Below are 21229 nucleotides of genomic sequence, written 5' to 3'. Positions count from 1 at the left end.
GCAATCACAATCACCAAATGAGCATTCCATGAAACAACCTCAATTTTGATTCATGGGCAAACCTACATTGGGATATATCCCACGCTTCTTTTAGTCAAAATCTTAGGAATGTGAAAGTTATCAAGTTTTATTAAAAACCCGCTGTAACCGGTCTCTGTAACCGGTTACATTTTGATTTAGACAATTATAACTATTCTATATTTACCGGGGGATACATGAATACAGACAAAATGAGCATAATTGATAAAGTACTGCCAAAAGTACTTAAAGTTGTAACTTCAAAGCCTATCACCGCCATTAAAGATGGCTTTATGCTAACCATGCCACTCACCATTATTGGTTCCGTCTTTCTTTTAATTGCCTTTGTGCCAATCCCTGGCTATGGCAGTTTTATGGCCAGCATTTTTGGTGATGCGTGGACTACACCATTATTTCAAGTCGTTGGTGCAACATTTGATATTTTAGCCGTCATAGCCGTATTTGGTATTGCTTACACTTATGTACAAAACGAAGGCTATAACGGTGCTAACGCTGGCATTCTTGGGATTGTATCTTTTCTGATTGTGATGAAATCTTTTGTTCTCGCACCTGATGGTATTACCGAGATTGGTGGTGTGATCCCAAAGGCCTATTTAGGCGGTAAAGGTATGATTGGTGCCATTATTATTGGTCTAATCGTAGGTAAAATTTACGCCACCGCGCTAAATCGTAATTGGGTAATTAAGTTACCAGAACAAGTGCCTGAAGGGGTTTCTAATGCTTTTAAATCTCTCATTCCTGGCTTTGTCATTATCACTTTGGCTTTCCTAACTTACATTTTCTTTGAAGCTGTATTTGATAAAACTTTTATTGAAACCATTTACTTTATTGTACAAGCACCGCTACAAAACCTTTCCGACTCTTATTTCGGTGCGCTTATTGTTGCCATGCTTATCTCATTACTATGGTGGTGTGGCGTACATGGCACCGCGATTATAAGCGGTATAATGGGGCCGATATTCGTAGCTAATGCACTTCATAATCAAGATGTTATTAACAGCGGTGGCATTTTAGTTGCTGGTGACAATGCTAAAATTGTGACACAACAATTTATCGATCAATTTATTACCGTGGGCGGTGCAGGCCTTACTTTCGGCTTAGTTATCTGCATGTTGTTATTTTCACGCTCTGTGCAAATGAAGCAAATCGGTAAAATTGCGGTAATTCCTGGCCTGTTTAATATTAACGAACCCGTTATTTTTGCCACACCAATCATTTTCAATCCAATCATGTTAGTGCCTTTCTTACTTGCACCAATGATCTCCGTCACTATGGTTTACCTATGTATCGATGTTGGCTTAGTCGGTCCGTTCAGCGCAATACAAGTGCCTTGGACAACTCCTATTATTCTCGGTGGATTCATCATTGGCGGCTGGAGCGCAGCACTACTGCAAGTCGTAGTCTGCGCTATGACGGTTGCGGTATATTTCCCATTCTTTAAATACCAAGACAGATTGGCATTATCTCAAGAAGCTGGAAGTGACGAAGACACCCAGCCAGAAGAATCTGAGATGAAAAACCCTGCACAATCAATGTAATAACCAATAAATGGATTGCCACTTATCCAGTGGCAATCTCAAACAAGATAAATATAAAGGCATTCAATATGAAAAAGATTTTATTACTGTGTAACGCGGGCATGTCAACCTCGATGGTGGTGAAAAAAATGGAAGAATCTGCGCAAGCTAAAGGCATTGATGTAGAAATACAAGCATACGGCGCAGAGACATTCCAAGATCATTTAAACAGCTACGACATTTTCTTACTCGGCCCACAAATCCGCTTTAAGAAAGCCGAATTTCAAGCCATTGCCAATGGTGTAGGTAAGCGTGTAGAGGTCATCGACATGATGGATTACGGCATGATAAAAGGCGATAAAATCCTCGCTGACACATTAAAACTGATGGGGTAATAAACGCTTAAGTCCCTCAAGTGGCTAAGGCGATGTTGGGGATCATAACGATTAAATTTAATATGAATAAATGGGAAACCACATGAAATTTGCAAACGATTTTTTATTTGGTGCTGCCACCGCATCTTATCAAATTGAAGGCGCGTGGAATGAAGATGGCAAAGGCGTAACCAATTGGGATGAATTCAGCAAAATCCCTGGCAAAACATTCGAAAATACCAATGGTGATGTTGCCGTTGATCATTATCATCGCTACAAGGAAGACATCGCTTTAATGGCGGAGATGGGATTAGAATCTTATCGTTTTTCCATTTCATGGGCGCGCATCTACCCTGAAGGTACCGGTAAGATCAACCAACAAGGCATTGATTTTTACAACAATATAATTGATGAATGCTTAAAATATGGCATTGTCCCTTTCATTACTTTATACCATTGGGATTTACCTTTAACGTTAGAAAAAGCCGGCGGTTGGCTCAACAAAACCACCGCTCAAGCCTTTGTACAATATGCCTCCACTTGTTTCAAAGCATTTGGCGATCGCGTCAAGCACTTCATTACCTTTAATGAAACTGTGGTATTTTGTGGCCATGGTTATCTCGAAGGCGCTCACCCACCCGGCATTCAAAACGACCCTAAGAAATACTTCCAAGCCACCCACAATGTATTTTACGCCCACGCATTAGCAGTATTAGCTTATAAAGAATTAAATTTATTTGGCGAGATTGGTTTGAGCAATGTCTTTGCACCCGCTTTTGCGATTGATGAACAACAAGATAATATTTTTGCCGCTAATCATGCTAATCAATATCAATTAAATTGGTATTACGATCCTGTTCTTTTGGGTCGCTATCCCGAATACGTTATCGAACGGTTAGAGCAACAAGGTTACTTACCCGATTGGACTTTAGAAGAACTGGCAATCATCAAAAAGGCCGCCCCTTTCAATGATTTTATGGGACTAAATTATTATCAACCAGTTCGTGTCGAAAAGTTAACCGGCCCAGTACAGTCCGTTGAACTTACTCGTGAAAATGCGACAGGCCGCCCTGGTAAGCCAAGTTTTGATCATGTTTATCGCAGTGTCATGATGGATGATAAACGCTACACCAAGTGGGGATGGGAAATTTCACCCGATGGATTTGTAGATGGTTTGGATATGCTGAAACAACAATATGGTCAAATCAAACTCTATATTACTGAGAATGGCTTGGGTGATGAAGATCCGATTATTGATGGCGATGTGCGTGATACTCCGCGTATCGAATACATTTCTGAGCACCTCAGCGCGGTGAAGCAAGCCATTCAGCATGGCGTGCATATTAAAGGTTATTTTGCTTGGTCTGCCATCGATCTTCTCAGCTGGCTCAATGGATATAAAAAACAATATGGCTTTATTTATGTCGATCATAACGACAATTTAGCGCGTAAAAAGAAAGACTCTTTCCATTGGTACCACGGGATCATTCAATCTCGCGGCCAAGATCTATAAATAGAAAATAATTAAAACACATCAAATTAGAAGGGATAATTATGTCAAATGATCAAGATGTTCTTAGTGGCGAAGCACTAGAATCAGCAGTAATGGAACTTATCATCAATGCGGGTGAATCAAAGTCTTGTGCAATGGAGGCTTTATATGCCGCGAAGAAAGGCCAATGGGATGACGTAGATACATTTTTAGCGCAAGCATCTGCCGCATCTAAACGTGCTCATGATGTCCAAACTGGATTGATAGGCCTAGATGAAGGTGAAGGCAAAGTCCCAGTAAACTTAATCATGGTACACGCACAAGATCACATCATGACAGCGATGCTCGCGCGTGAATTAATTGAAGAACTCATTTCGCTTCACAGAAGCATTCAAAAATAACCTCGATACCGTTACTATTGGTAGCATGTATTAGATAATAAGGATCTAGCCAAAGTAATCCATAAACTTAGCTAGATCCTTTTTTATTGGCTCTATATTCCTGTACTTTGATGAGATCAGACAATAATTATGGCAACAATCAATGATGTATGTAAGCTGGCAGGTGTCTCTAAAGCAACGGTATCACGCGTGATTAACGCTAAAGGTCAAGTGAAAGAGGCAACCAGAAACTTGATCTACCAAGCAATGGAAGAGCTTAACTATAAACCCAACCGTTTAGCTCAAGCGCTCGCCACCAACAGTTCGAATAGTATTGGCTTAGTGGTCTCATCTTTTGATGGTTATTACTTCGGCATACTCTTAAAAGAGGCGACACGTATTGGCTATGATGCTGGTAAGCAATTAGTTGTTATTGACGGACATAACGAAGTTGAGCGTGAAATCGAAGCGGCACATTCGTTAGATGCTCGAAAATGCGATGTAATTATTATTTACAGCCGAACCATGAGCACGGACGATTACCTTAATCTGCAACAATCCCTTTCTGTCCCCTTGGTGGTGATTAATCGAAGTCTACCCGATGGTTTAGGTCATGCTGTGGCATTTGATCAATATTATGCCGCCGAGCTCGCCATTAATCACTTAATTGAAAATAATCATCAGCAAGTCGCGATCATTACGCTTTCTCTTGCGACTTCAACGGGGCAATTTCGTCTGCAAGGTGCGACTGAAACATTAGCCAAGCATGGGTACCCTTTTAATCCGCAGTTGCTAGAAGATACTGAAGGAAAAATTCATGATGGTTATAATGCTTGTAAAAGCTTGTTAGACAAACGGCTCATGAACCCATTTAGCGCTATTTTTTGTTTCAATGATATGCTGGCGATTGGCGCCATTAAGGCATTAAAAGAGGCGGGTATTCGTGTACCGGAAGATGTCTCTGTTATCGGTATTGATAATGAAATGATTGGTACTTTTTTCACACCAGAGCTCACGACTATCGATATCCCTATTCATAAAGTCACCACACTAGCAATGGAAAAGGCCTTGAAGTTAGCCTCAGGCAAGCCATTAGAGCCGAGTACGGAAATTTTAAACGGCACATTAATTACTCGCAATTCAGTGTCACCCCGTCAGATCTAAAAAAGGCGACCATTGGCCGCCTTCTTGTCTCCTATTCATATCAAAATAGCGTCTATTTAAATACCTAAATTATTCCTGTGTCACTAAATTCAAAGAGATGCTGCCTACAGGCGCATTAATCGTTGTATACCAAGGTCTTGGTGGCTGGTTAATGCCATTTTCTTTGTTATAGGCTTGCTCAGGATCGGTCAGTTGTTTGGTTTTTCCGAGCACATCTTTATGGGTGTAAATCGCGATATATTGGGCCGTTTTGTTGGTGCTATCGATATTAATTACCATTTCATAACGATCTCTTTCGCGCAGAACTTGTGACTTAAACGTAGACTGATATTCCCCCTCTATGGCAGAAAAATCTTTATTTAATAATTGAGCGTAAGGTGCAAAAACTGTCTCACGCGCATAACTATTAATATTGAGTTTCTGACCATCATTAATCGGTGCTAACTTAATTAAGCGAACAAAGGACTTACCTGAATCCAAGTGCATAACTTTGTCTTTCTGACTAATCGTTAAATTTTCAATATGATCACCACTCATCACAAATGGGGTGAGATCTGAAAAATGCTGCGCGGTCACTGCTTGCTTGTCGAGCGATTGAATTAAATCAACACTTGTCTTGCCATCAACGCTTTTCGCTTCTGCTATTTCATTGGTTTTGCTCGGCCCAAATAAGTTCGGATTTAAAATATTACCATCTTTATCCGCGCAACCTGTTAATAGTAGCAATACACTTAATGCGATTATTTTTTTCATGCTTCTTTCCTGCTCGATAATTCCAATGGCTTTAACTATAGATTGAGGCTTTTATTGCTTGCTTGCAACTTCTGTCATTTCGGGCGATCGCTACTTTTTGAAATATTTCACCCTTATGAAACCTTTCACCAAGCGCCGTATTTTTCTTTCAGGCAAGATCCCATTTACCATGCGTACTTTCACATCTTTTTTTTATATCCATGAAACAAACCGGTTTATCCCAAATAAAAACCGATAATAAATTATTTACTTGAACTTGATAATATCATTACAATACAACACCTTATGAGTCACACCTCCAAGTGTAATTAATCATAGTGTGATTTAGCTATCAAGCTTAGACGGAATATTTTGTTTCATGGCTCCCATCACCTCTAGTCAACTGTGATTTTATTCAATCATTTCAAATCTTTCACTTCATATAATTTCCCACAGATTAAGAAACCTATAAAAATTTATAACAAGCACCTTCGAGTGCAAAAAGGGAATACATATGAAAATCTCTACACTAGCCTTGGCTTTAGCCGCTGCCACTACTCTACCTTTTACTGTTCAAGCTGATGATAGTTTTACTTTTAGTGGTTACGCTCGTTATGGTGCAGGCTATAGTGACGATGGTCCTTTATATAAAGGTTCTTTGCAAAACGGTATCAACGTGATCCAAACCGCAGGCAACCAATACACCAAAACCGGTCGTTTAGGTAACGAAGGTAATGGTTTCGAGTTCAAATTAAATAAAGCCTTTATTCAAGATGATATGAAATGGGATGTTGCAGTCATGCTTGATGATGGCTATGACGGCCAAGCAACCGGTATTTCTCAAGCATACGCAGGTGGTAGCGGCATTTTTGCTACTCAACCTAATGCTTATATTTGGGCTGGTCAACGATTTAATGACCGAGAACAACTTGGTACCAATGATTACTATGTACTGCAAAACGATGGTACGGGTGGTGGTGTTGATAACTTAGATTTCGGCTTTGCCAAGTTTGATATTGCGGTGGTTGCTGGAGATAAAGGCCGTAACGGGCGCTATGCAGTTACCTCTCAACTGCATGACATTATCTTAACCGATAATCAAAGCTTACGTTTCCATGCTAACTTTGGTTGGGGTAATGGTTATGAGCAAGATGGAACTGATGATGCTGCAACTAAGAAAGTTGATGATCATACCGCTTACCAATTAGCCGGTATTTATCGCCTGACTTGGGCCTCAGGTTGGAATGAATTCCTAGTTCGTTACGGTAATGGTACTCGTAGCCAAATCTTGAATAATGGTACAGGGGGAGATGGTGATACTTTAGGTGCTTTCATGCAGGGTGAAATCGATTTCACCAATAACATTTTGATGGAATACACTTTCAGCCATGAAGACAACGACCTAGAAACCAATGTTAGCGGTACCGATGAAAAATGGAATCAAGCGGTTATCCGTCCTGGATACCGTTGGAATGACCGTATGAGTACTTGGTTAGAACTCGGTTATGACCAAGTTAAATTTGGCGACAATTTAGGCACTAACTCATCATGGAAAGCGACATTATCGCAAAATGTTGGCTTGGGTAGCTTTATGGGTTCACGTCCAATGTTACGCTTCTTCGCAACTTACGGTGAGCTTGATACGGAATATGTTGCAGCAACTCAAGCCAAAGATGGCACTTCAGATGGCCTAACCTTTGGTGCCATGTTTGAAGCTTGGTGGTAAGCCCCTTGATTTTAATTTAAATCACCATGTGTAATCTTTCAAAATCACCCGTTACTTCCAGCGGGTGATTTTATTTTATCCATTGCTCGTTATTTTTCTGCCTTCCAAAGCTATGAAACAAGCCACAAATATTTCATGGCAAACCTGATTAACGTCATTACTTTCAAGTTTTCTATATTTCGATCTCATTAAGACATCATGGCGTGATCTGACTCGCATTTTGCATCTCTATTCAACACTAAAATCGCGACAAATAATAATAACGCTAACCAATTAGCAACCAGATAATTTAATGAAGGCAGAAGATGGCAACGATTAGACAAGTTTCAGAGTTAGCCGGTGTCTCTCAAGCAACCGTTTCACGTGTAGTCAATGGCAGCAGTCGTGTTAGTCACGATAAGAAACTGCGAGTTGAAAAAGCCATGCAAACTCTTGATTATCAACCGACGTCCATTGCTCATTCATCAGCTCGGATTAAAACGGGTTCAGTTGGATTAGTGATCCCCGAATTGGCAGGGCCTTATTACGGCAATATAATGCACAGCATTGAAACCACCTTGCGCCCACTGGGTTATCATTTAGTGGTTACCTCTGGAGGCGATAATATTCAGGCAGAACAATCTGCCGTTGATTTTCTACTCAGTCGTCGCGTTGACGCGTTATTACTTTATACCTCATACCTTTCTGATGATGATTTAATTGATCTATCCAATCAAAATATTCCCTTAGTTATCCTAAGCCGTGAGATCCCCGAATTATTAGATTCTTGTATCGATCTTGATGATGAAATGGGTGGACTCGTCGCGACTCGTCATTTAATTAAACTAGGGCATCGTAAGATCGCTTGTATCACCGGTCCATTAGCCAAATCCGGCGCTCGTGCGCGTTTGCAAGGTTACCGAACAGCGTTAGAGGAAGCCAATATTATCTATGATGCCAAATTGGTTATTGAAGCAGGTTACACTGAGCTTTCCGGCATCCGAGCTTTTGAAAAACTGATTAATCGCACCCAAGAATTTTCAGCTATTTTTTGTTGTAACGACTTAATGGCTATTGGGACATTAGGAGTGCTAAAAGAGCATAAAACACAATCACCTATTTCGGTCATGGGTTTTGATAACATCTTGTTTAGCCAATATGTATCCCCTTCTCTCTCAACGGTTAATTATCCAATTGAAAAAATGAGCATCGAGGCAGTGCACCTGCTGCTGCAAAAGTTAAACAAGCAAAAACCGGATGTGCAGTTCAAATTCTCACCGACATTAGTTACTCGTGAATCGACTCGTGCCTATCCGCATATTTAAGCCTATCACTGTATTCTCACCTCTAAAAAAATCGTTGTTAACAAAAGCTAACAACGATTTATTCTTAACAAACATGGTATAAGAGAATTAATTTAAGCTAAATTTCGCGGTTGAATCACGCATTTTAAGTTCAACTGGCGGAATAGGATGAGGTTGCTTATTGCCATTGATCACATCTAATAATGTATAAACGGCTGCTTGTCCAAACCCTTCTAATGGTTGTTTGATGGTGGTCAGAGGCGGTATAAAATAACGCGACATAATTAAATCATCAAAGCCGACTACAGATACATCTTGTGGTACTCGAATATCATGTTGATACAAGGCTTGCATTGCCCCATAGGCACTTTGGTCGTTGGCGGCAAAAATTGCACTAAAAGAATGCTTTTCTTTAATTAAACGACAGACCGCGTCGAATGAGTCTTTCATTTCAAATTCACCTTTGCGGATCAGTTTTTCATTAATCGTTAACCCTGCATCACGTAATGCTCGCTTATATCCTTCCAGACGCTGTTGCGCATCAGCATGGCTGATAATGCCTTGTAAATGTACAATTCGGCTATGCCCTTGTTGAATAAGGTGATTGGTCGCCATATAAGCCCCAATACTGTTATCGACTTTAATCGAAGCCACTTGTGGACTTTCTATTTGTCGCCCTATCGCAACAATCGGTGTACTTTTGGCATACTGATTGATTTGCTCATCACTCAAGGTGCCCGTTAACGTCATAATACCATCGACTTTCTGACTGATCAGTTTGTCCATCGCCTTGGTTTCGGCTTTGTTATCCCAATAACCAGTAGCGATCAATAAATTGTAGCCGCGACTGGCCACGGCTTTTTCCATACCGAGTAAAATTTCACTTGAAAAAGGGCTTTCTGCGCTTTGAATAAGTACACCTAGAGTCATGGTTCGAGAAACGCTTTTCACCCCTTGGCGCGCACTGGGTTTGTAACCTAAGGTTGAGATGGCATTTTCAATTAATTCGCTTTTATCAGCCGCAACAAAAGTGGTTCGATTCAAAAATCGAGAAACGGTACTTGGCGACACACCAGCCAGCTCTGCAACATCATAAACAGTTGGCAACGAGATTTTTTTACTTTTCAATTGATTTCCCCTGCAAGTAATATTCTTTAATTTCTTATTGTTATATTTTGGGATTATTTTAGGCTGTAAAAAATATACCTCAATAGACCGAGATCAAAAATGACGACTGGCACGTCCTTATTTCCCTCAAAAAAAAGCAGCACCAATTTGGCACTGCTTTTGATTATTGAATCATGTAATAACTTAGGCTTAATCCACCAGCAAACAAGAAACTGAATGCACGTCCGATCCTTTTAGTTGCGGTTTTTGCTCGGCACATTGTGCGGTGGCAATTGGGCAGCGGGTACGGAACACACAACCCGATGGTGGATTGATTGGCGACGGTAAGTCCCCTTCCAACATTTGGATTTTCTTGGCGCGTTCTTTTCTTGGGTCGGGGATCGGTACAGCAGACATCAACGCTTTGGTGTAAGGGTGCTTTGGATTCGAAAATAATGCATCCGATTCACCTAATTCTACCGCGTTGCCTAAATACATCACCAATACCCGATCGGAAATATGTTTGACCACCGATAAATCGTGCGCAATGAATACCAAACTCAAACCCAACTCATTTTGCAATTCTTTAAGCAAGTTAACCACTTGCGCTTGGATAGACACATCGAGCGCTGATACCGGTTCATCACAAATGATCATTTTCGGGTTTAAAATCAAAGCACGGGCGATACCGATACGTTGACATTGACCACCTGAAAACTCATGCGGATAACGGTTGATAACGTTCGGCAGCAAGCCGACTTTATCCATCATCGCTTTCACTTTCGCTTTTACTTCGGCTTTACTTAGCTTGGGATAAAAAGTCACTAACGGTTCGGCAATGATGTCACCGACACTCATTCGCGGGTTTAATGACGCCAATGGATCTTGGAAGATCATTTGAATTTCTTTGCGTTTCTCACGCTTTTGCACTGCTTGCATACGGGTTAAGTCTTGACCTAACCACAATACTTCACCTTCGGTGGCTTCGACTAAACCAACAATGGCACGCGCAAACGTCGATTTACCACAGCCCGATTCACCCACAACACCAAGGGTTTCGCCTTCAAATAAACGGACATTGACGCCATCAACCGCTTTAAGCTTTGACGGTTTCGCCCATGGCCACGCCGATTTAGCAGCAATGTTAAAGTGGACTTTAAGATCTTTAATATCCAGTATGAGTTCTTTACCGACAGTACTCGATTGAGGTGCGGCGCTCAGTTCAGGTGCGCCGTCTGTTACTAATGTTGACTGAGTCATTATTTCCAGCCCTCCCATTGAGAGAAACATGCGCGAGAACGGTCTTCACCAAACGGCAGCAGTTGTGGCGCTTCACTACGACAGCGATCCATCACACGGTGACAACGTTCTTGATATGGACATCCCGGTGGTAAGCGCAGTAAGTTTGGCGGATTACCCGGAATGGTTGGCAATACCTCACCAACAGAATCTAAACGAGGGATAGCTCGTAGCAAACCTTCAGAGTACGGGTGGCTTGGATCATAGAAAATGTTATCGACCGAACCATATTCCATCGTACGACCCGCGTACATAACCAACACCTTGTCACACGAACCGGCTACCACACCTAAGTCATGGGTGATCATAATAATCGCGGTATTAAATTCATGTTTAAGCTCATTAAGCAGATCCATGATTTGCGCTTGGACTGTTACATCAAGCGCGGTGGTTGGTTCATCGGCAATCAATAATTTAGGACGACATAACAACGCCATGGCAATCATCACACGCTGGCGCATACCACCGGAAAACTCGTGCGGATACATGGTGATTCGTTTACGCGCTTCTGGGATTTTCACCGCTTCAAGCATTCGTACCGATTCTTCAAATGCTTCGCTTTTCCCCATGCCTTTGTGCAACATCAGCACTTCCATCAACTGATCACACACCTTCATATACGGATTAAGTGAGGTCATTGGATCTTGGAAAATCATCGCGATTTGTTCGGCGCGAATGGTGTTAAGTTCTTTTTCTGGCAAGTTGAGGATTTCTTTGCCTTCAAACTTAGCACTACCCGAAATAACACCATTTTTAGCCAGCAAACCCATAATAGCAAAAACAGTTTGAGATTTACCTGAGCCGGATTCGCCCACAATGCCTAATGTCTCACCTTGTTGCAGTGAGAAGTTTAAATCGTTGACCGCGGTTACCATGCCGTCTTGGGTTTTAAATTCAACCCGTAAGTCTTTTACATCTAATAAGCTCATAATACTTCCTTGTTCTTATCTGTCTTTAGGGTCAAGTGCGTCACGCAGGCCATCGCCAACATAGTTAAAGCAGAATAACGTTACTACCATGAATGCGGCAGGGAACCCGAGTTGCCAAATCGCAATCTCCATGGTTTGTGCGCCTTCTTGCAGTAATGCTCCCCAACTTGTCATTGGTTCTTGAACCCCAAGACCAAGGAAAGATAAGAATGATTCAGTCAAAATCATACTTGGCACTAATAGCGTGGAATACACAGCCACAATACCTAAAACGTTTGGCACGATATGGCGAGTAATGATTTTCCAGTTACTTACCCCACATACATGCGCCGCTTCAATAAATTCTTTGTTACGCAAGCTCAACGTTTGACCACGCACAATACGCGCCATATCCAGCCAGGCAATCGCACCAATCGCGACAAAGATTAAAATGATATTACGACCAAAGAAGGTCACCAATACGATCACAAGGAACATAAATGGTACCGCGTATAAAATCTCAAGAATACGCATCATGATACGGTCGGTTTTTCCGCCAATAAAGCCAGATGCTGCGCCGTAAAGAGTACCAATTAAAACGGCCACTAATGCGCCCAGTATGCCGACCATAAGAGAAATACGACCGCCCATTAAGGTACGAACATATAAATCTCGCCCTAAACTGTCGGTACCGAATATATGATCCATTGATGGTGCGGCTTGCAGTGAGTACCAATCGGTATCATCGTAAGCAAAGTGGGCAAACATCGGCAGAAAAATAACCGATAGTGTGATTAACACAAGAATGACTAAACTCACCATCGCCGCTTTATTACGCATAAAACGGATACGGGCATCTTGCCATAAACTGCGACCTTCAATTTCTAAGTTCTCAGAGAACTTTTCGATCGCTTCCATATTTTGTTGTTTATTTAACATAGCGATAGCCTCTGATTAGTAACGAATTTTCGGATCAATATACGCCAGAAGCACATCGACTACGGCATTGAAGAGAATGAATAAGAAACCAATCAAAATGGTAATTCCCATCACTAACGAGTAATCACGGTTAAACGCTGCGTTGACAAATAACTTACCAATACCTGGCAGGCCAAAAATAGTTTCGATCACTACCGATCCGGTAATAATGCCAACAAATGCTGGCCCCATATAGGACACAACAGGTAACAACGCAGGTTTAAGTGCATGTTTAAAAACAATATAACGATAGCTCAACCCTTTAGCACGAGCGGTTCGAATAAAGTTACTGTTAAGGGTTTCAATCATGCTGCCACGCGTAATACGGGCAAAAGTGGCAACATAAAGCAGCGACATCCCGACCATAGGTAAGAACATGTAGAAGAAGCCCCCCCCTTGCCAGCCACCAGCGGGGAACCAACCTAAATTTATCGAGAAGATATAGATCAAGACAGGGGCAAGAACAAAGGAAGGCATCACCACCCCGAGCATCGCGGTGGACATTATCGTGTAATCGACCCAGGTATTTTGCTTCAAAGCGGCAATGGTTCCGACCCCGACCCCCAATATCACAGTGAAGATGAAGGCAAAGAAACCCACTTTGGCAGAAACAGGTAGCGCTGCGTAAACTAATTCATTCACGGTGTAGTCTTGGTACTTAAAAGATGGCCCAAAATCCCCTTGTAGGATATTGGTTAAATAGGTGGTGTATTGGGTGAGTACCGGCTGATCTAAACCGTATTTTGCGTTAATGTTTGCCATCACTTCCGGTGGTAACGGGCGTTCACTTGAAAACGGGTTACCTGGGGCAAAACGCATTAGAAAGAAAGACACAGTGATCAATACCAGCAATGTGGGTATTGCCTCTATCAGCCTTTTCAAAATGAATTTAAACATAGTATTACTTCCAATAGTGACTAATTTTAGTTAATCCTGCATAAGCGCCATTGTTGCAATGAAGCGGTCTACTTACACATTCCCTTTTATTTTTTTATATTTGCTACTTGATGACTAGCTCTAACTGATAGCAGAATCATGGGGTGGTTAAGCCGCACGATTGAGTTATCGCCTAGCGTGCAACGTTAATTTGAATGGATCCATTTCACGTTACTTTATGACTATCGAGGGAAAAATTAAATATCGTTAGGAAGGCCGAATCATTCGGTGTTCACGCAAGTTCAATGATAAACGCACAGTGAATATCACTACGGTTATATTGAGTTGTATGCGAGTTCCTTTCTCATACAATTTTCCGACAAGTTGTCATGCCAGATAAAACACACTAAGCAAAACGATGTATCGCTTACTCATGATCACTTCAATATGCATTCATTTGCGTTCGAATCTGATCGTGTATTTCTATAAACACACTACCAAGAAACGGCATAATAATCTATAAAATACACATTCAAAGCCCATAAAAGCCACCTAAATATGAGTTAAACCACATAAGATAGTAATTTATCGCTCACATTTAATACAAATCATTTGCATTACAGAGTGTATGGTTATTACCGCATTCATCATCAGCTTGGAAACAACAGTAAAAAGGCTTTGCAGCTGAGCTACTGCCCCGCTACAAAGCCATATTTTTACGTCATTAGCTTGCTATTTTTACATCATTAACTGGTTATCTTGACTGCAAAAATCACTTCGCTTTAATGTAAAGATCTTTGGTATAAATCTTATCTTCGGCGTTATTTTCAGGGAATCCACCAACCAGTGGCGACACTAAGCGTGCTTTCACATATTGGAAAATTGGCGCGATCGGCATATCACGCGCGAGCAGTGTTTCTGCTTGGGCGTACAAATCGGCACGCTCTGCATCACTGGTCGATGCCAATGCTTTTGCCATCACCGCATCGTATTCTTTGCTGTGATAACGAGGATCATTCGAGCTATTGTTAGATTGCATTAATGACAAGAAAGCCGATGCTTCGTTGTAATCGCCACACCAACCTGCACGAGTCACTTCGAAATCGCCTTGACGACGCGTATCTAAGTAGGTTTTCCACTCTTGGTTTTCAAGTGTCACGGTCACGCCTAATGATTTTTTCCACATTGACGCAATTGCAACGGCATTTTTCTTGTGGTTATCATCGGTGTTGTATAACAAGGTAAATTTAAGCGGATTTGATTTATCGAAGCCAGCTTCTTTCAGCAATTCTTTGGCTTTAGCAATGCGCTCCTTTTGTGTCCATTTGGCATACTCAGGCAATGCTGGGTGGAAATCTGCCACAATTTCAGGTGTTAATGTGTAAGCTGGCTTTTGACCTTGACCGAGTAAAATTTTTGTCATCACATCACGATCAATGGTGTAAGACAGTGCTTTACGCACTCGTACATCATCAAACGGTGGTTTCTGGTTATTAAAACCGTAGTAGTAAGAACATAAGTTACCGACGACTTTTAGATCTTCTGGATGTTCTTTTTGCAGGTTTTTGAAATGCTCATTTGGCAGTTCGTCAGTCATTTGAAGCTCACCAGAAAGGAAACGGTTCATTTCAGCGACTTGGCTTTCAATTGGTAAATAGGTCACTTTGTTGATAATAGTGTCTTTATCATCCCAATACGTTTTACTACGAACCAATTCCATGCGCTCGTTTAATACCCATTTATTAAGAACATAAGCGCCGTTGCCGACGAAGTTTTCAGCTTTAGTCCATTGATCGCCATACTTTTCGACGACTTTCTTATTCACCGGCATCACTGTAGTGTGCCCCATCATTTTTACAAAGTACGGTACCGCTGATTCAAGTGAGACTTCAAGGGTATTAGCATCGAGAGCCTTTACACCTAATGTCGATTTATCTGCTTTGCCACTAATGATTTTTGCCGCATTTTTCATGGTAGTCATTTCTAAATACCATGCATACGGAGAAGCGGTAGCCGGATCAACGGCACGCTGGAAAGCAAACACAAAATCATCGGCGGTGACGGGATCACCATTCGACCATTTTGCGTCTTTACGCAGATGGAAAGTAAAGTTTTTGTTGTCTGTGGTTTCCCAAGTTTCGGCCACGCCAGGAACGACATTACCGTCACCGTCTTGAACCACTAAACCTTCAAATAAATCACGAATAACGTTGGACTCTGGCACACCTTCGGTTTTTTGCGGATCAATAGACGCCACTTCTGCGCCATTACCTTTTACCAATTCTTGCTTATCGGCAAGCTTAGTGCCTTCAGGAACATGGGCAGCCATTGCAGGGAAAGTTGCCGCGCCAAACGTTAACCCAGCACCAATTAATAGCGCTTGAGTGATTTTATTCTTAATCATATTGTTAAACTCCAAGTTTTTATTTAAATGCATCCATGACTTCTTTATCGGTATATCTCCCCCAGTACACTGGGTGTAGCACGTAAATCTAATAACGTAGCCTTATAAGAATATTTTCACTACTGTAACTTACGCGAGCCAGATAAAGACTCGATAACATTAGCAATCTTTAACGTTAACAACCATAGTGAATATCAAAAAAGGCTACGTTATTAACACTTTTATTACCCACCTGCATAATAATTCAACAGACCCAGCCAAATAAGCATAAATATCCAGCAGTGTGCGTTTATTTATTTCCATCACTCGGCTAAAAAACACGCCCACAACAAATACATCATGTAACAAAATGTTAATAATCACCATTAATCAAGCAAAGTTGTCTCTAGTTGATATTTCAGTAGTTACAACCAAAGAATTGACAAGTTTTATCAAATATCGAGCCTACTCGACATTTATCTGAAAATTTAAACACTTGATTAACATTTACTACAAGGTCGATTCAAAAAGACACCATTGTACTTTGTCAGCATGATGTTACTCATCAACACTGCTATGGATGCTACGTAAACCTAATTATGTTTGGTATATGTCTGCAGCTTCCATCGCCCCCTAATTTTTGCGATGGATCATACCAATCAGCGTATTTAGACAATCCGATATCTACACCGATTGGTATTACTTCAAGGAATGAGAGAGAGAAATGATATGAAGCGTTTCAATCTAACCGCAGTAGCAATGTCGTTAGCGTTGGCTTCTGTAGCAGCAAATGCCGCTCCAGGTGCCCCCGCTTTAGATATGTATGGTTCGAAGAATTTACAATTTTCTAAAATTGATTTGGCGATGGAAACAACGTCAGGTTACAACAGCATGGTGCAATATCACGACCAAGCTAAAGTCGATATCATCTTTAACCAATACAGTGGCGTTAAAGGTGATACATACAACATTTATTTTGATGGTGAAGTGGTGGCAACAGGCCCAATTAACGGCAGTAAAACCACCGCATCATTTAGTTATCCTAAAGGCGGCGTCTACCAAATGGTGATCGAAGCTTGTGATGATACTGGTTGTACTAAATCAAAATCAGAAACGTTAACCATTGCTGATACTGACGGCTCTCACTTAGCGCCATTGGTGATGCACACCGATCCAAACAATAAAAGCTACAACACTGACAAAGATACCGTGGTCGGTACCTATTTTGTTGAATGGGGTATTTATGATCGTGAATACACCGTTGATAACCTTCCTGCTGATAATTTAACCCATATCCTTTACGGCTTTATTCCAATTTGTGGGCCAAATGAATCGCTAAAATCTGTGGGTGGAAATAGCTTTAATGCGCTACAAACCGCGTGTCAGGGCGTGCCTGATTACAACGTGGTTATCCATGACCCTTGGGCGGCGTATCAAAAAAGCTTTACACAAGCAGGACACGAGTACGACACCCCTATCAAAGGTAACTTTGCAATGATGATGGCGCTTAAACAGCGCAATCCTGATCTGAAAATCCTTCCTTCTGTGGGTGGATGGACACTTTCTGATCCTTTCTTTTCTTTCACCGATAAATCAAAGCGCGATATTTTTGTCGCCTCTGTTAAAGACTTCTTAACCACTTGGAAGTTTTTTGATGGGGTTGATATTGACTGGGAATTCCCAGGTGGTGGTGGTGAGAATGCCAACCTAGGCGATCCGCAAAAAGATGGCCCAGCATACGTTGCTTTAATGCAAGAACTGCGCGCGATGCTGGATGAGCTTGAAGTGGCCAATGGTAAAGAGTATGAGTTAACCTCTGCGATTAATGCCGGTCACGATAAGGTTGAAGATGTGGATTATGGGCAAGCGGTTCAATATATGGATTACATCTTCGCCATGACTTATGACTTCTATGGCGGTTGGAATAACGTTCCGGGTCACCAAGCTGGTTTATATTGCAGCAGCGCACTCCTTCCTGGTCAGTGTGATGGTACTGGCAACGACGCGGAAGGAAAGCCATTTAAAGGCCCTGCTTATACCTTAGATAATGGTATTCAGTTGCTATTAGCTCAAGGTGTTCCAGCCAATAAGTTAGTTGCTGGTGTTGCAATGTATGGTCGTGGTTGGGATGGTGTGATGCCAAACACATTAACCGATGCGACGAATCCAATGACCGGTACGGGTAACGGTAAATTTACTGGCACCAAAGCTCAAGGTGTTTGGGAAGCTGGCGTTATTGATTACAAAGGCATTAAAGAGTTCATGTTAGGCGCCGACAAACAAGGCATCAATGGCTACGAATATGGTTATGATGAAAGCGCACAAGCGCCTTATGTTTGGAATCGTTCAAACGGTAAACTTCTGACCTTTGATGATGACCGCTCAACGATTGCTAAAGGCGAATACGCGCGTAGCTTAGGTTTAGCTGGTTTATTCTCGTGGGAAATTGATGCTGATAATGGTGATATCTTAAATGCAATGCATGAAGGTTTAGCCGGTGAAGCCTCTAACCGTCCACCAAGCGCTAATGCTGGTGTTGATAAAGTGGTGGTTGGCCCTGCGGCGGTAGTACTTGATGGTTCTGGGTCGAAAGATGTCGGTGGCTCAATTGCTTCTTACGCTTGGACACAAACCTCGGGCCCTGCGGTAACCCTGAGTAATGCAACGGCAGCCAAAGCCAGTTTTGATGCTACGGAAGTAACGGAAGCACAAACGTATATCTTCTCTTTAACGGTTACAGATAACGAAGGTGCTACTGCTACCGATACGGTTGTGATCACGGTTAATCCTGTCGATGTTCCGGTTGAAAATACCGCGCCAGTGGCTGCAATTGTTGCTCCAACCCAAGCTCAAGCCGGTGATACGGTTGTGATTGACGCATCAAGCTCTACCGATGCTGAAGGCGATGCTTTAACTTATACTTGGACTCTGCCTTCTGGCGTGACTGGTAGCGGTGCAAGCATTAGCTTTGTCGCGGGTGAATATGATGCTGATACTACTCTAAACTTTAGTGTGACGGTCAGTGATGGTCAGCTGTCTAGCTCTGCATCCATTTCGGTTGTCATTCTAAAAACTGAAGGAAGCGTAGACCCTGATCCAACCTGTGATAATGCTTGGGATAGTGCGGCAGTTTATACCGGCGGAGATCAAGTGACACTAGAGGGCACTCTTTATGAGGCTAAATGGTGGACACAAGGTCAAAATCCTAGCCAATCGGGTGAATGGGGTGTTTGGAAAAACCTAGGTGCAGTAACCTGTAACTAATTTTACAAAGATAACCATGACAAAAGCCAATAGATCACTCTACTGGCTTTTATTTTTTGATAAGACGTTAAATCATAACCCTCTTATCTTGTTCACTTTTCAGAAAATTTACTTTCCTGTGTATGTGCTATGAGACTTATCTAGTTTGTAGAAAGTCGCTTGAGCGTAATCATCTGGGTCACCAGAGATATTTTGGTTATAAACACCGGCTTTAAAGTACATGTACTTACCACCCACATCGTAACCACTTTCACTCATATCAACGACTTGTTTTACATCCGGCTTACCAGGGCGCATAACTGTAACTGTCATCGTGTTACCTTTAACCGCGATTTGGTAGCTAAATTTCTCGCCAAGTGCGATACCTTTATCACCGATTTCACCCGTCATGCCACCCACTAAGTCATAGAATGTCTCCGTGCCTTTCAAGGTGTTTTCGTGTGCGAAGTAAACCGTACCTGTTGGTTGGTTTGGCAATTTACGGTAGTACAGTCGAATTGGCTCATCATCTTGATCATGGATTTGACCAATAATAAAGCGACCAACTTGACCGGCTTCACCTGTTGTCGTGGCGTGGTCAATTTTAAGTGTCGCGTTTAGTACACCATCAACACCACCGGCGGCTTTTTGGTCAGCCACTGGCGCAGAACTGAATACCCAGTTGTTTTTGTTAACCCCTTTCGTTGGGATTGATTTATCACCTTTACGCAGCATTTCACGTAGTTCAGTACGAGCATATTGGGTATTTGGTGAAGTACGAACACCTTTCACAAACGTTTTGAATACCAAACCACCGTCTGCAGCGGTGTAGAATACATCAGGGTGTGAGTAACCGTTAGCCAGGTCCCATTCACTCACATCATCAGGGCGGTTATTTTTATCATGGTCAAACGGCTGAGATAGGTACCAAGATGTCATATCGAAGTTTTGACTTGGTGCATTACCGGCTTTTGGTGTTGCTGGTAAACCCGTTGGGGTTGGTAGTTCGCCACGACCACATTTAACAGTTGTTAAACAAGGGTATACCGCAACTGCGCCAAAATCACCTTTACGTAAATTTTTGCGCGCATCTTTTTGAGCGGCAGCATCTGCTTTCATTTGAGCAATAAGAGAGGTCTCAGCAGCAATCACATCAGGGGTAATAATTTGATTAGTTGGGCAAGCATTCACACCACAATTTACTGCCGCAAGCTCTGTCACACTGTTCCAATCATTACCGGTATTACCATGACCAACATACTTGATGTAACGTGCAGTAACCGGTGCAAAAGCAAAACGCTCTAAGCCAATAACGCCACCAGAACTCATTTGATTTTCAAGTACAGGAGTCCATGTTTTACCATCGGTACTAACAAGAATATCAAACTTACTTTGACGCTCATTACCTTTACTAAATGCTGCGCGAACTGCATTAAATTCATGAGCCGAACCATAATCAATCATCGCCCATTCGCCATCACCATTAGCAGACCAGCGTGTTTGAATATCATTATCTATCAGACGATCAGGACCATTACCATCATGACTGCTTGCTGAAACAGCAACCGGAGTTAATACCGCTTCACCCGTGAAACCTTGCGCCGTTGACTGATCTTGTGCAAGTTGCTGAGCAGGAGTAAGCGTTGCTGTTGATGTACAACCGACCGCTAGCAATACTGAAGATGCTAGCAAGGTTTTAAGATAAATATGCTTCATGTCTAGGTCACC

Annotated in this window: 16 protein-coding genes; 8 read left to right on the top strand and 8 right to left on the bottom strand. The window is 41.9% G+C overall.

The window, feature by feature from the left end; genetic code table 11:
* Positions 1-215 precede the first annotated feature (215 nt).
* The 5 genes from GFB47_RS04195 to GFB47_RS04175 all read left to right on the top strand — a co-directional run bounded on the left by GFB47_RS04195 (position 216) and on the right by GFB47_RS04175 (position 4966).
* On the top strand, positions 216-1577 hold the full coding sequence (locus GFB47_RS04195) for a PTS sugar transporter subunit IIC (RefSeq protein WP_153446786.1): 1362 nt from the start codon (positions 216-218) through the stop codon (positions 1575-1577).
* A 68-nt stretch (positions 1578-1645) separates the two neighbouring features.
* Positions 1646-1951, top strand: a complete 306-nt coding sequence (locus GFB47_RS04190; protein ID WP_153446784.1) for a PTS sugar transporter subunit IIB — start codon at positions 1646-1648, stop codon at positions 1949-1951.
* 82 nt (positions 1952-2033) lie between these two features.
* Positions 2034-3443 (top strand): GH1 family beta-glucosidase, encoded by a 1410-nt coding sequence (locus GFB47_RS04185; protein ID WP_153446783.1) that lies wholly within the window; start codon positions 2034-2036, stop codon positions 3441-3443.
* Between the two features lie 41 nt (positions 3444-3484).
* Positions 3485-3823 carry a PTS lactose/cellobiose transporter subunit IIA gene (locus GFB47_RS04180; protein ID WP_153446781.1) on the top strand — a complete coding sequence of 113 codons (339 nt, stop codon included), beginning with the start codon at positions 3485-3487 and terminating at the stop codon, positions 3821-3823.
* Between the two features lie 129 nt (positions 3824-3952).
* Positions 3953-4966, top strand: a complete 1014-nt coding sequence (locus GFB47_RS04175) for a LacI family DNA-binding transcriptional regulator (protein ID WP_153446779.1) — start codon at positions 3953-3955, stop codon at positions 4964-4966.
* Between the two features lie 69 nt (positions 4967-5035).
* On the opposite strand, the gene GFB47_RS04170 is transcribed toward GFB47_RS04175, so the two are convergent.
* Positions 5036-5719, bottom strand: coding sequence for a MalM family protein (locus GFB47_RS04170; protein ID WP_153446777.1), 684 nt, complete (start codon positions 5717-5719; stop codon positions 5036-5038).
* Between the two features lie 493 nt (positions 5720-6212).
* Here GFB47_RS04170 and GFB47_RS04165 point away from each other — a divergent pair, with 493 nt between their 5' ends.
* Both GFB47_RS04165 and GFB47_RS04160 read left to right on the top strand, forming a co-directional pair.
* A complete protein-coding gene (locus GFB47_RS04165) occupies positions 6213-7424 on the top strand; it encodes a carbohydrate porin (protein WP_153446775.1) in 1212 nt (403 codons plus the stop codon).
* 305 nt (positions 7425-7729) lie between these two features.
* Positions 7730-8728, top strand: a complete 999-nt coding sequence (locus tag GFB47_RS04160) for a LacI family DNA-binding transcriptional regulator (RefSeq protein WP_153446773.1) — start codon at positions 7730-7732, stop codon at positions 8726-8728.
* A gap of 87 nt (positions 8729-8815) precedes the next feature.
* On the opposite strand, the gene GFB47_RS04155 is transcribed toward GFB47_RS04160, so the two are convergent.
* The 6 genes from GFB47_RS04155 to GFB47_RS04130 form a co-directional block, all read right to left on the bottom strand.
* The gene (locus GFB47_RS04155; RefSeq protein ID WP_153446771.1) at positions 8816-9835 is read right to left on the bottom strand and encodes a LacI family DNA-binding transcriptional regulator; all 1020 of its coding nucleotides are present in this window, start codon (positions 9833-9835) and stop codon (positions 8816-8818) included.
* 189 nt (positions 9836-10024) lie between these two features.
* On the bottom strand, positions 10025-11074 hold the full coding sequence (gene oppF, locus GFB47_RS04150) for a murein tripeptide/oligopeptide ABC transporter ATP binding protein OppF (protein ID WP_225874292.1): 1050 nt from the start codon (positions 11072-11074) through the stop codon (positions 10025-10027).
* Positions 11074-12042, bottom strand: a complete 969-nt coding sequence (gene oppD, locus GFB47_RS04145; protein ID WP_153446769.1) for an ABC transporter ATP-binding protein — start codon at positions 12040-12042, stop codon at positions 11074-11076. The genes oppF and oppD overlap by 1 nt, the downstream gene beginning before the upstream one ends.
* Positions 12043-12057: 15 nt before the next feature.
* Positions 12058-12960 carry an oligopeptide ABC transporter permease OppC gene (oppC, locus tag GFB47_RS04140; protein ID WP_153446767.1) on the bottom strand — a complete coding sequence of 301 codons (903 nt, stop codon included), beginning with the start codon at positions 12958-12960 and terminating at the stop codon, positions 12058-12060.
* Between the two features lie 15 nt (positions 12961-12975).
* A complete protein-coding gene (gene oppB / locus GFB47_RS04135; protein ID WP_153446766.1) occupies positions 12976-13896 on the bottom strand; it encodes an oligopeptide ABC transporter permease OppB in 921 nt (306 codons plus the stop codon).
* A 751-nt stretch (positions 13897-14647) separates the two neighbouring features.
* A complete protein-coding gene (locus GFB47_RS04130) occupies positions 14648-16279 on the bottom strand; it encodes an ABC transporter substrate-binding protein (protein WP_153446764.1) in 1632 nt (543 codons plus the stop codon).
* 708 nt (positions 16280-16987) lie between these two features.
* Between GFB47_RS04130 and GFB47_RS04125 the strand changes: the two genes are divergently transcribed.
* Entirely contained in the window at positions 16988-19522 is a 2535-nt protein-coding gene (locus tag GFB47_RS04125; protein ID WP_153446762.1) for a glycosyl hydrolase family 18 protein, read from the top strand.
* A gap of 108 nt (positions 19523-19630) precedes the next feature.
* On the opposite strand, the gene GFB47_RS04120 is transcribed toward GFB47_RS04125, so the two are convergent.
* A complete protein-coding gene (locus GFB47_RS04120) occupies positions 19631-21217 on the bottom strand; it encodes a polysaccharide lyase family 7 protein (RefSeq protein WP_153446761.1) in 1587 nt (528 codons plus the stop codon).
* Positions 21218-21229 lie beyond the last annotated feature (12 nt).

This window comes from Vibrio algicola (assembly GCF_009601765.2).
Lineage (GTDB): Bacteria > Pseudomonadota > Gammaproteobacteria > Enterobacterales > Vibrionaceae > Vibrio > Vibrio algicola.
Note: the sequence above shows the minus strand (reverse complement) of the source record. Positions and strands in the feature narration are given on the sequence as shown.

Excerpts from the sequence above, each read along its gene's own strand:
- GFB47_RS04160 (WP_153446773.1), top strand. The coding sequence starts at position 7,730 with ATGGCAACGATTAGACAAGTTTCAGAGTTAGCCGGTGTCTCTCAAGCA.
- oppD (WP_153446769.1), bottom strand. The coding sequence starts at position 12,042 with ATGAGCTTATTAGATGTAAAAGACTTACGGGTTGAATTTAAAACCCAA.
- GFB47_RS04190 (WP_153446784.1), top strand. The coding sequence starts at position 1,646 with ATGAAAAAGATTTTATTACTGTGTAACGCGGGCATGTCAACCTCGATG.
- GFB47_RS04125 (WP_153446762.1), top strand. The coding sequence starts at position 16,988 with ATGAAGCGTTTCAATCTAACCGCAGTAGCAATGTCGTTAGCGTTGGCT.
- GFB47_RS04120 (WP_153446761.1), bottom strand. The coding sequence starts at position 21,217 with ATGAAGCATATTTATCTTAAAACCTTGCTAGCATCTTCAGTATTGCTA.
- GFB47_RS04180 (WP_153446781.1), top strand. The coding sequence starts at position 3,485 with ATGTCAAATGATCAAGATGTTCTTAGTGGCGAAGCACTAGAATCAGCA.
- GFB47_RS04175 (WP_153446779.1), top strand. The coding sequence starts at position 3,953 with ATGGCAACAATCAATGATGTATGTAAGCTGGCAGGTGTCTCTAAAGCA.
- GFB47_RS04170 (WP_153446777.1), bottom strand. The coding sequence starts at position 5,719 with ATGAAAAAAATAATCGCATTAAGTGTATTGCTACTATTAACAGGTTGC.
- oppB (WP_153446766.1), bottom strand. The coding sequence starts at position 13,896 with ATGTTTAAATTCATTTTGAAAAGGCTGATAGAGGCAATACCCACATTG.
- GFB47_RS04165 (WP_153446775.1), top strand. The coding sequence starts at position 6,213 with ATGAAAATCTCTACACTAGCCTTGGCTTTAGCCGCTGCCACTACTCTA.
- oppC (WP_153446767.1), bottom strand. The coding sequence starts at position 12,960 with ATGTTAAATAAACAACAAAATATGGAAGCGATCGAAAAGTTCTCTGAG.
- GFB47_RS04195 (WP_153446786.1), top strand. The coding sequence starts at position 216 with ATGAATACAGACAAAATGAGCATAATTGATAAAGTACTGCCAAAAGTA.
- GFB47_RS04130 (WP_153446764.1), bottom strand. The coding sequence starts at position 16,279 with ATGATTAAGAATAAAATCACTCAAGCGCTATTAATTGGTGCTGGGTTA.
- oppF (WP_225874292.1), bottom strand. The coding sequence starts at position 11,074 with ATGACTCAGTCAACATTAGTAACAGACGGCGCACCTGAACTGAGCGCC.
- GFB47_RS04185 (WP_153446783.1), top strand. The coding sequence starts at position 2,034 with ATGAAATTTGCAAACGATTTTTTATTTGGTGCTGCCACCGCATCTTAT.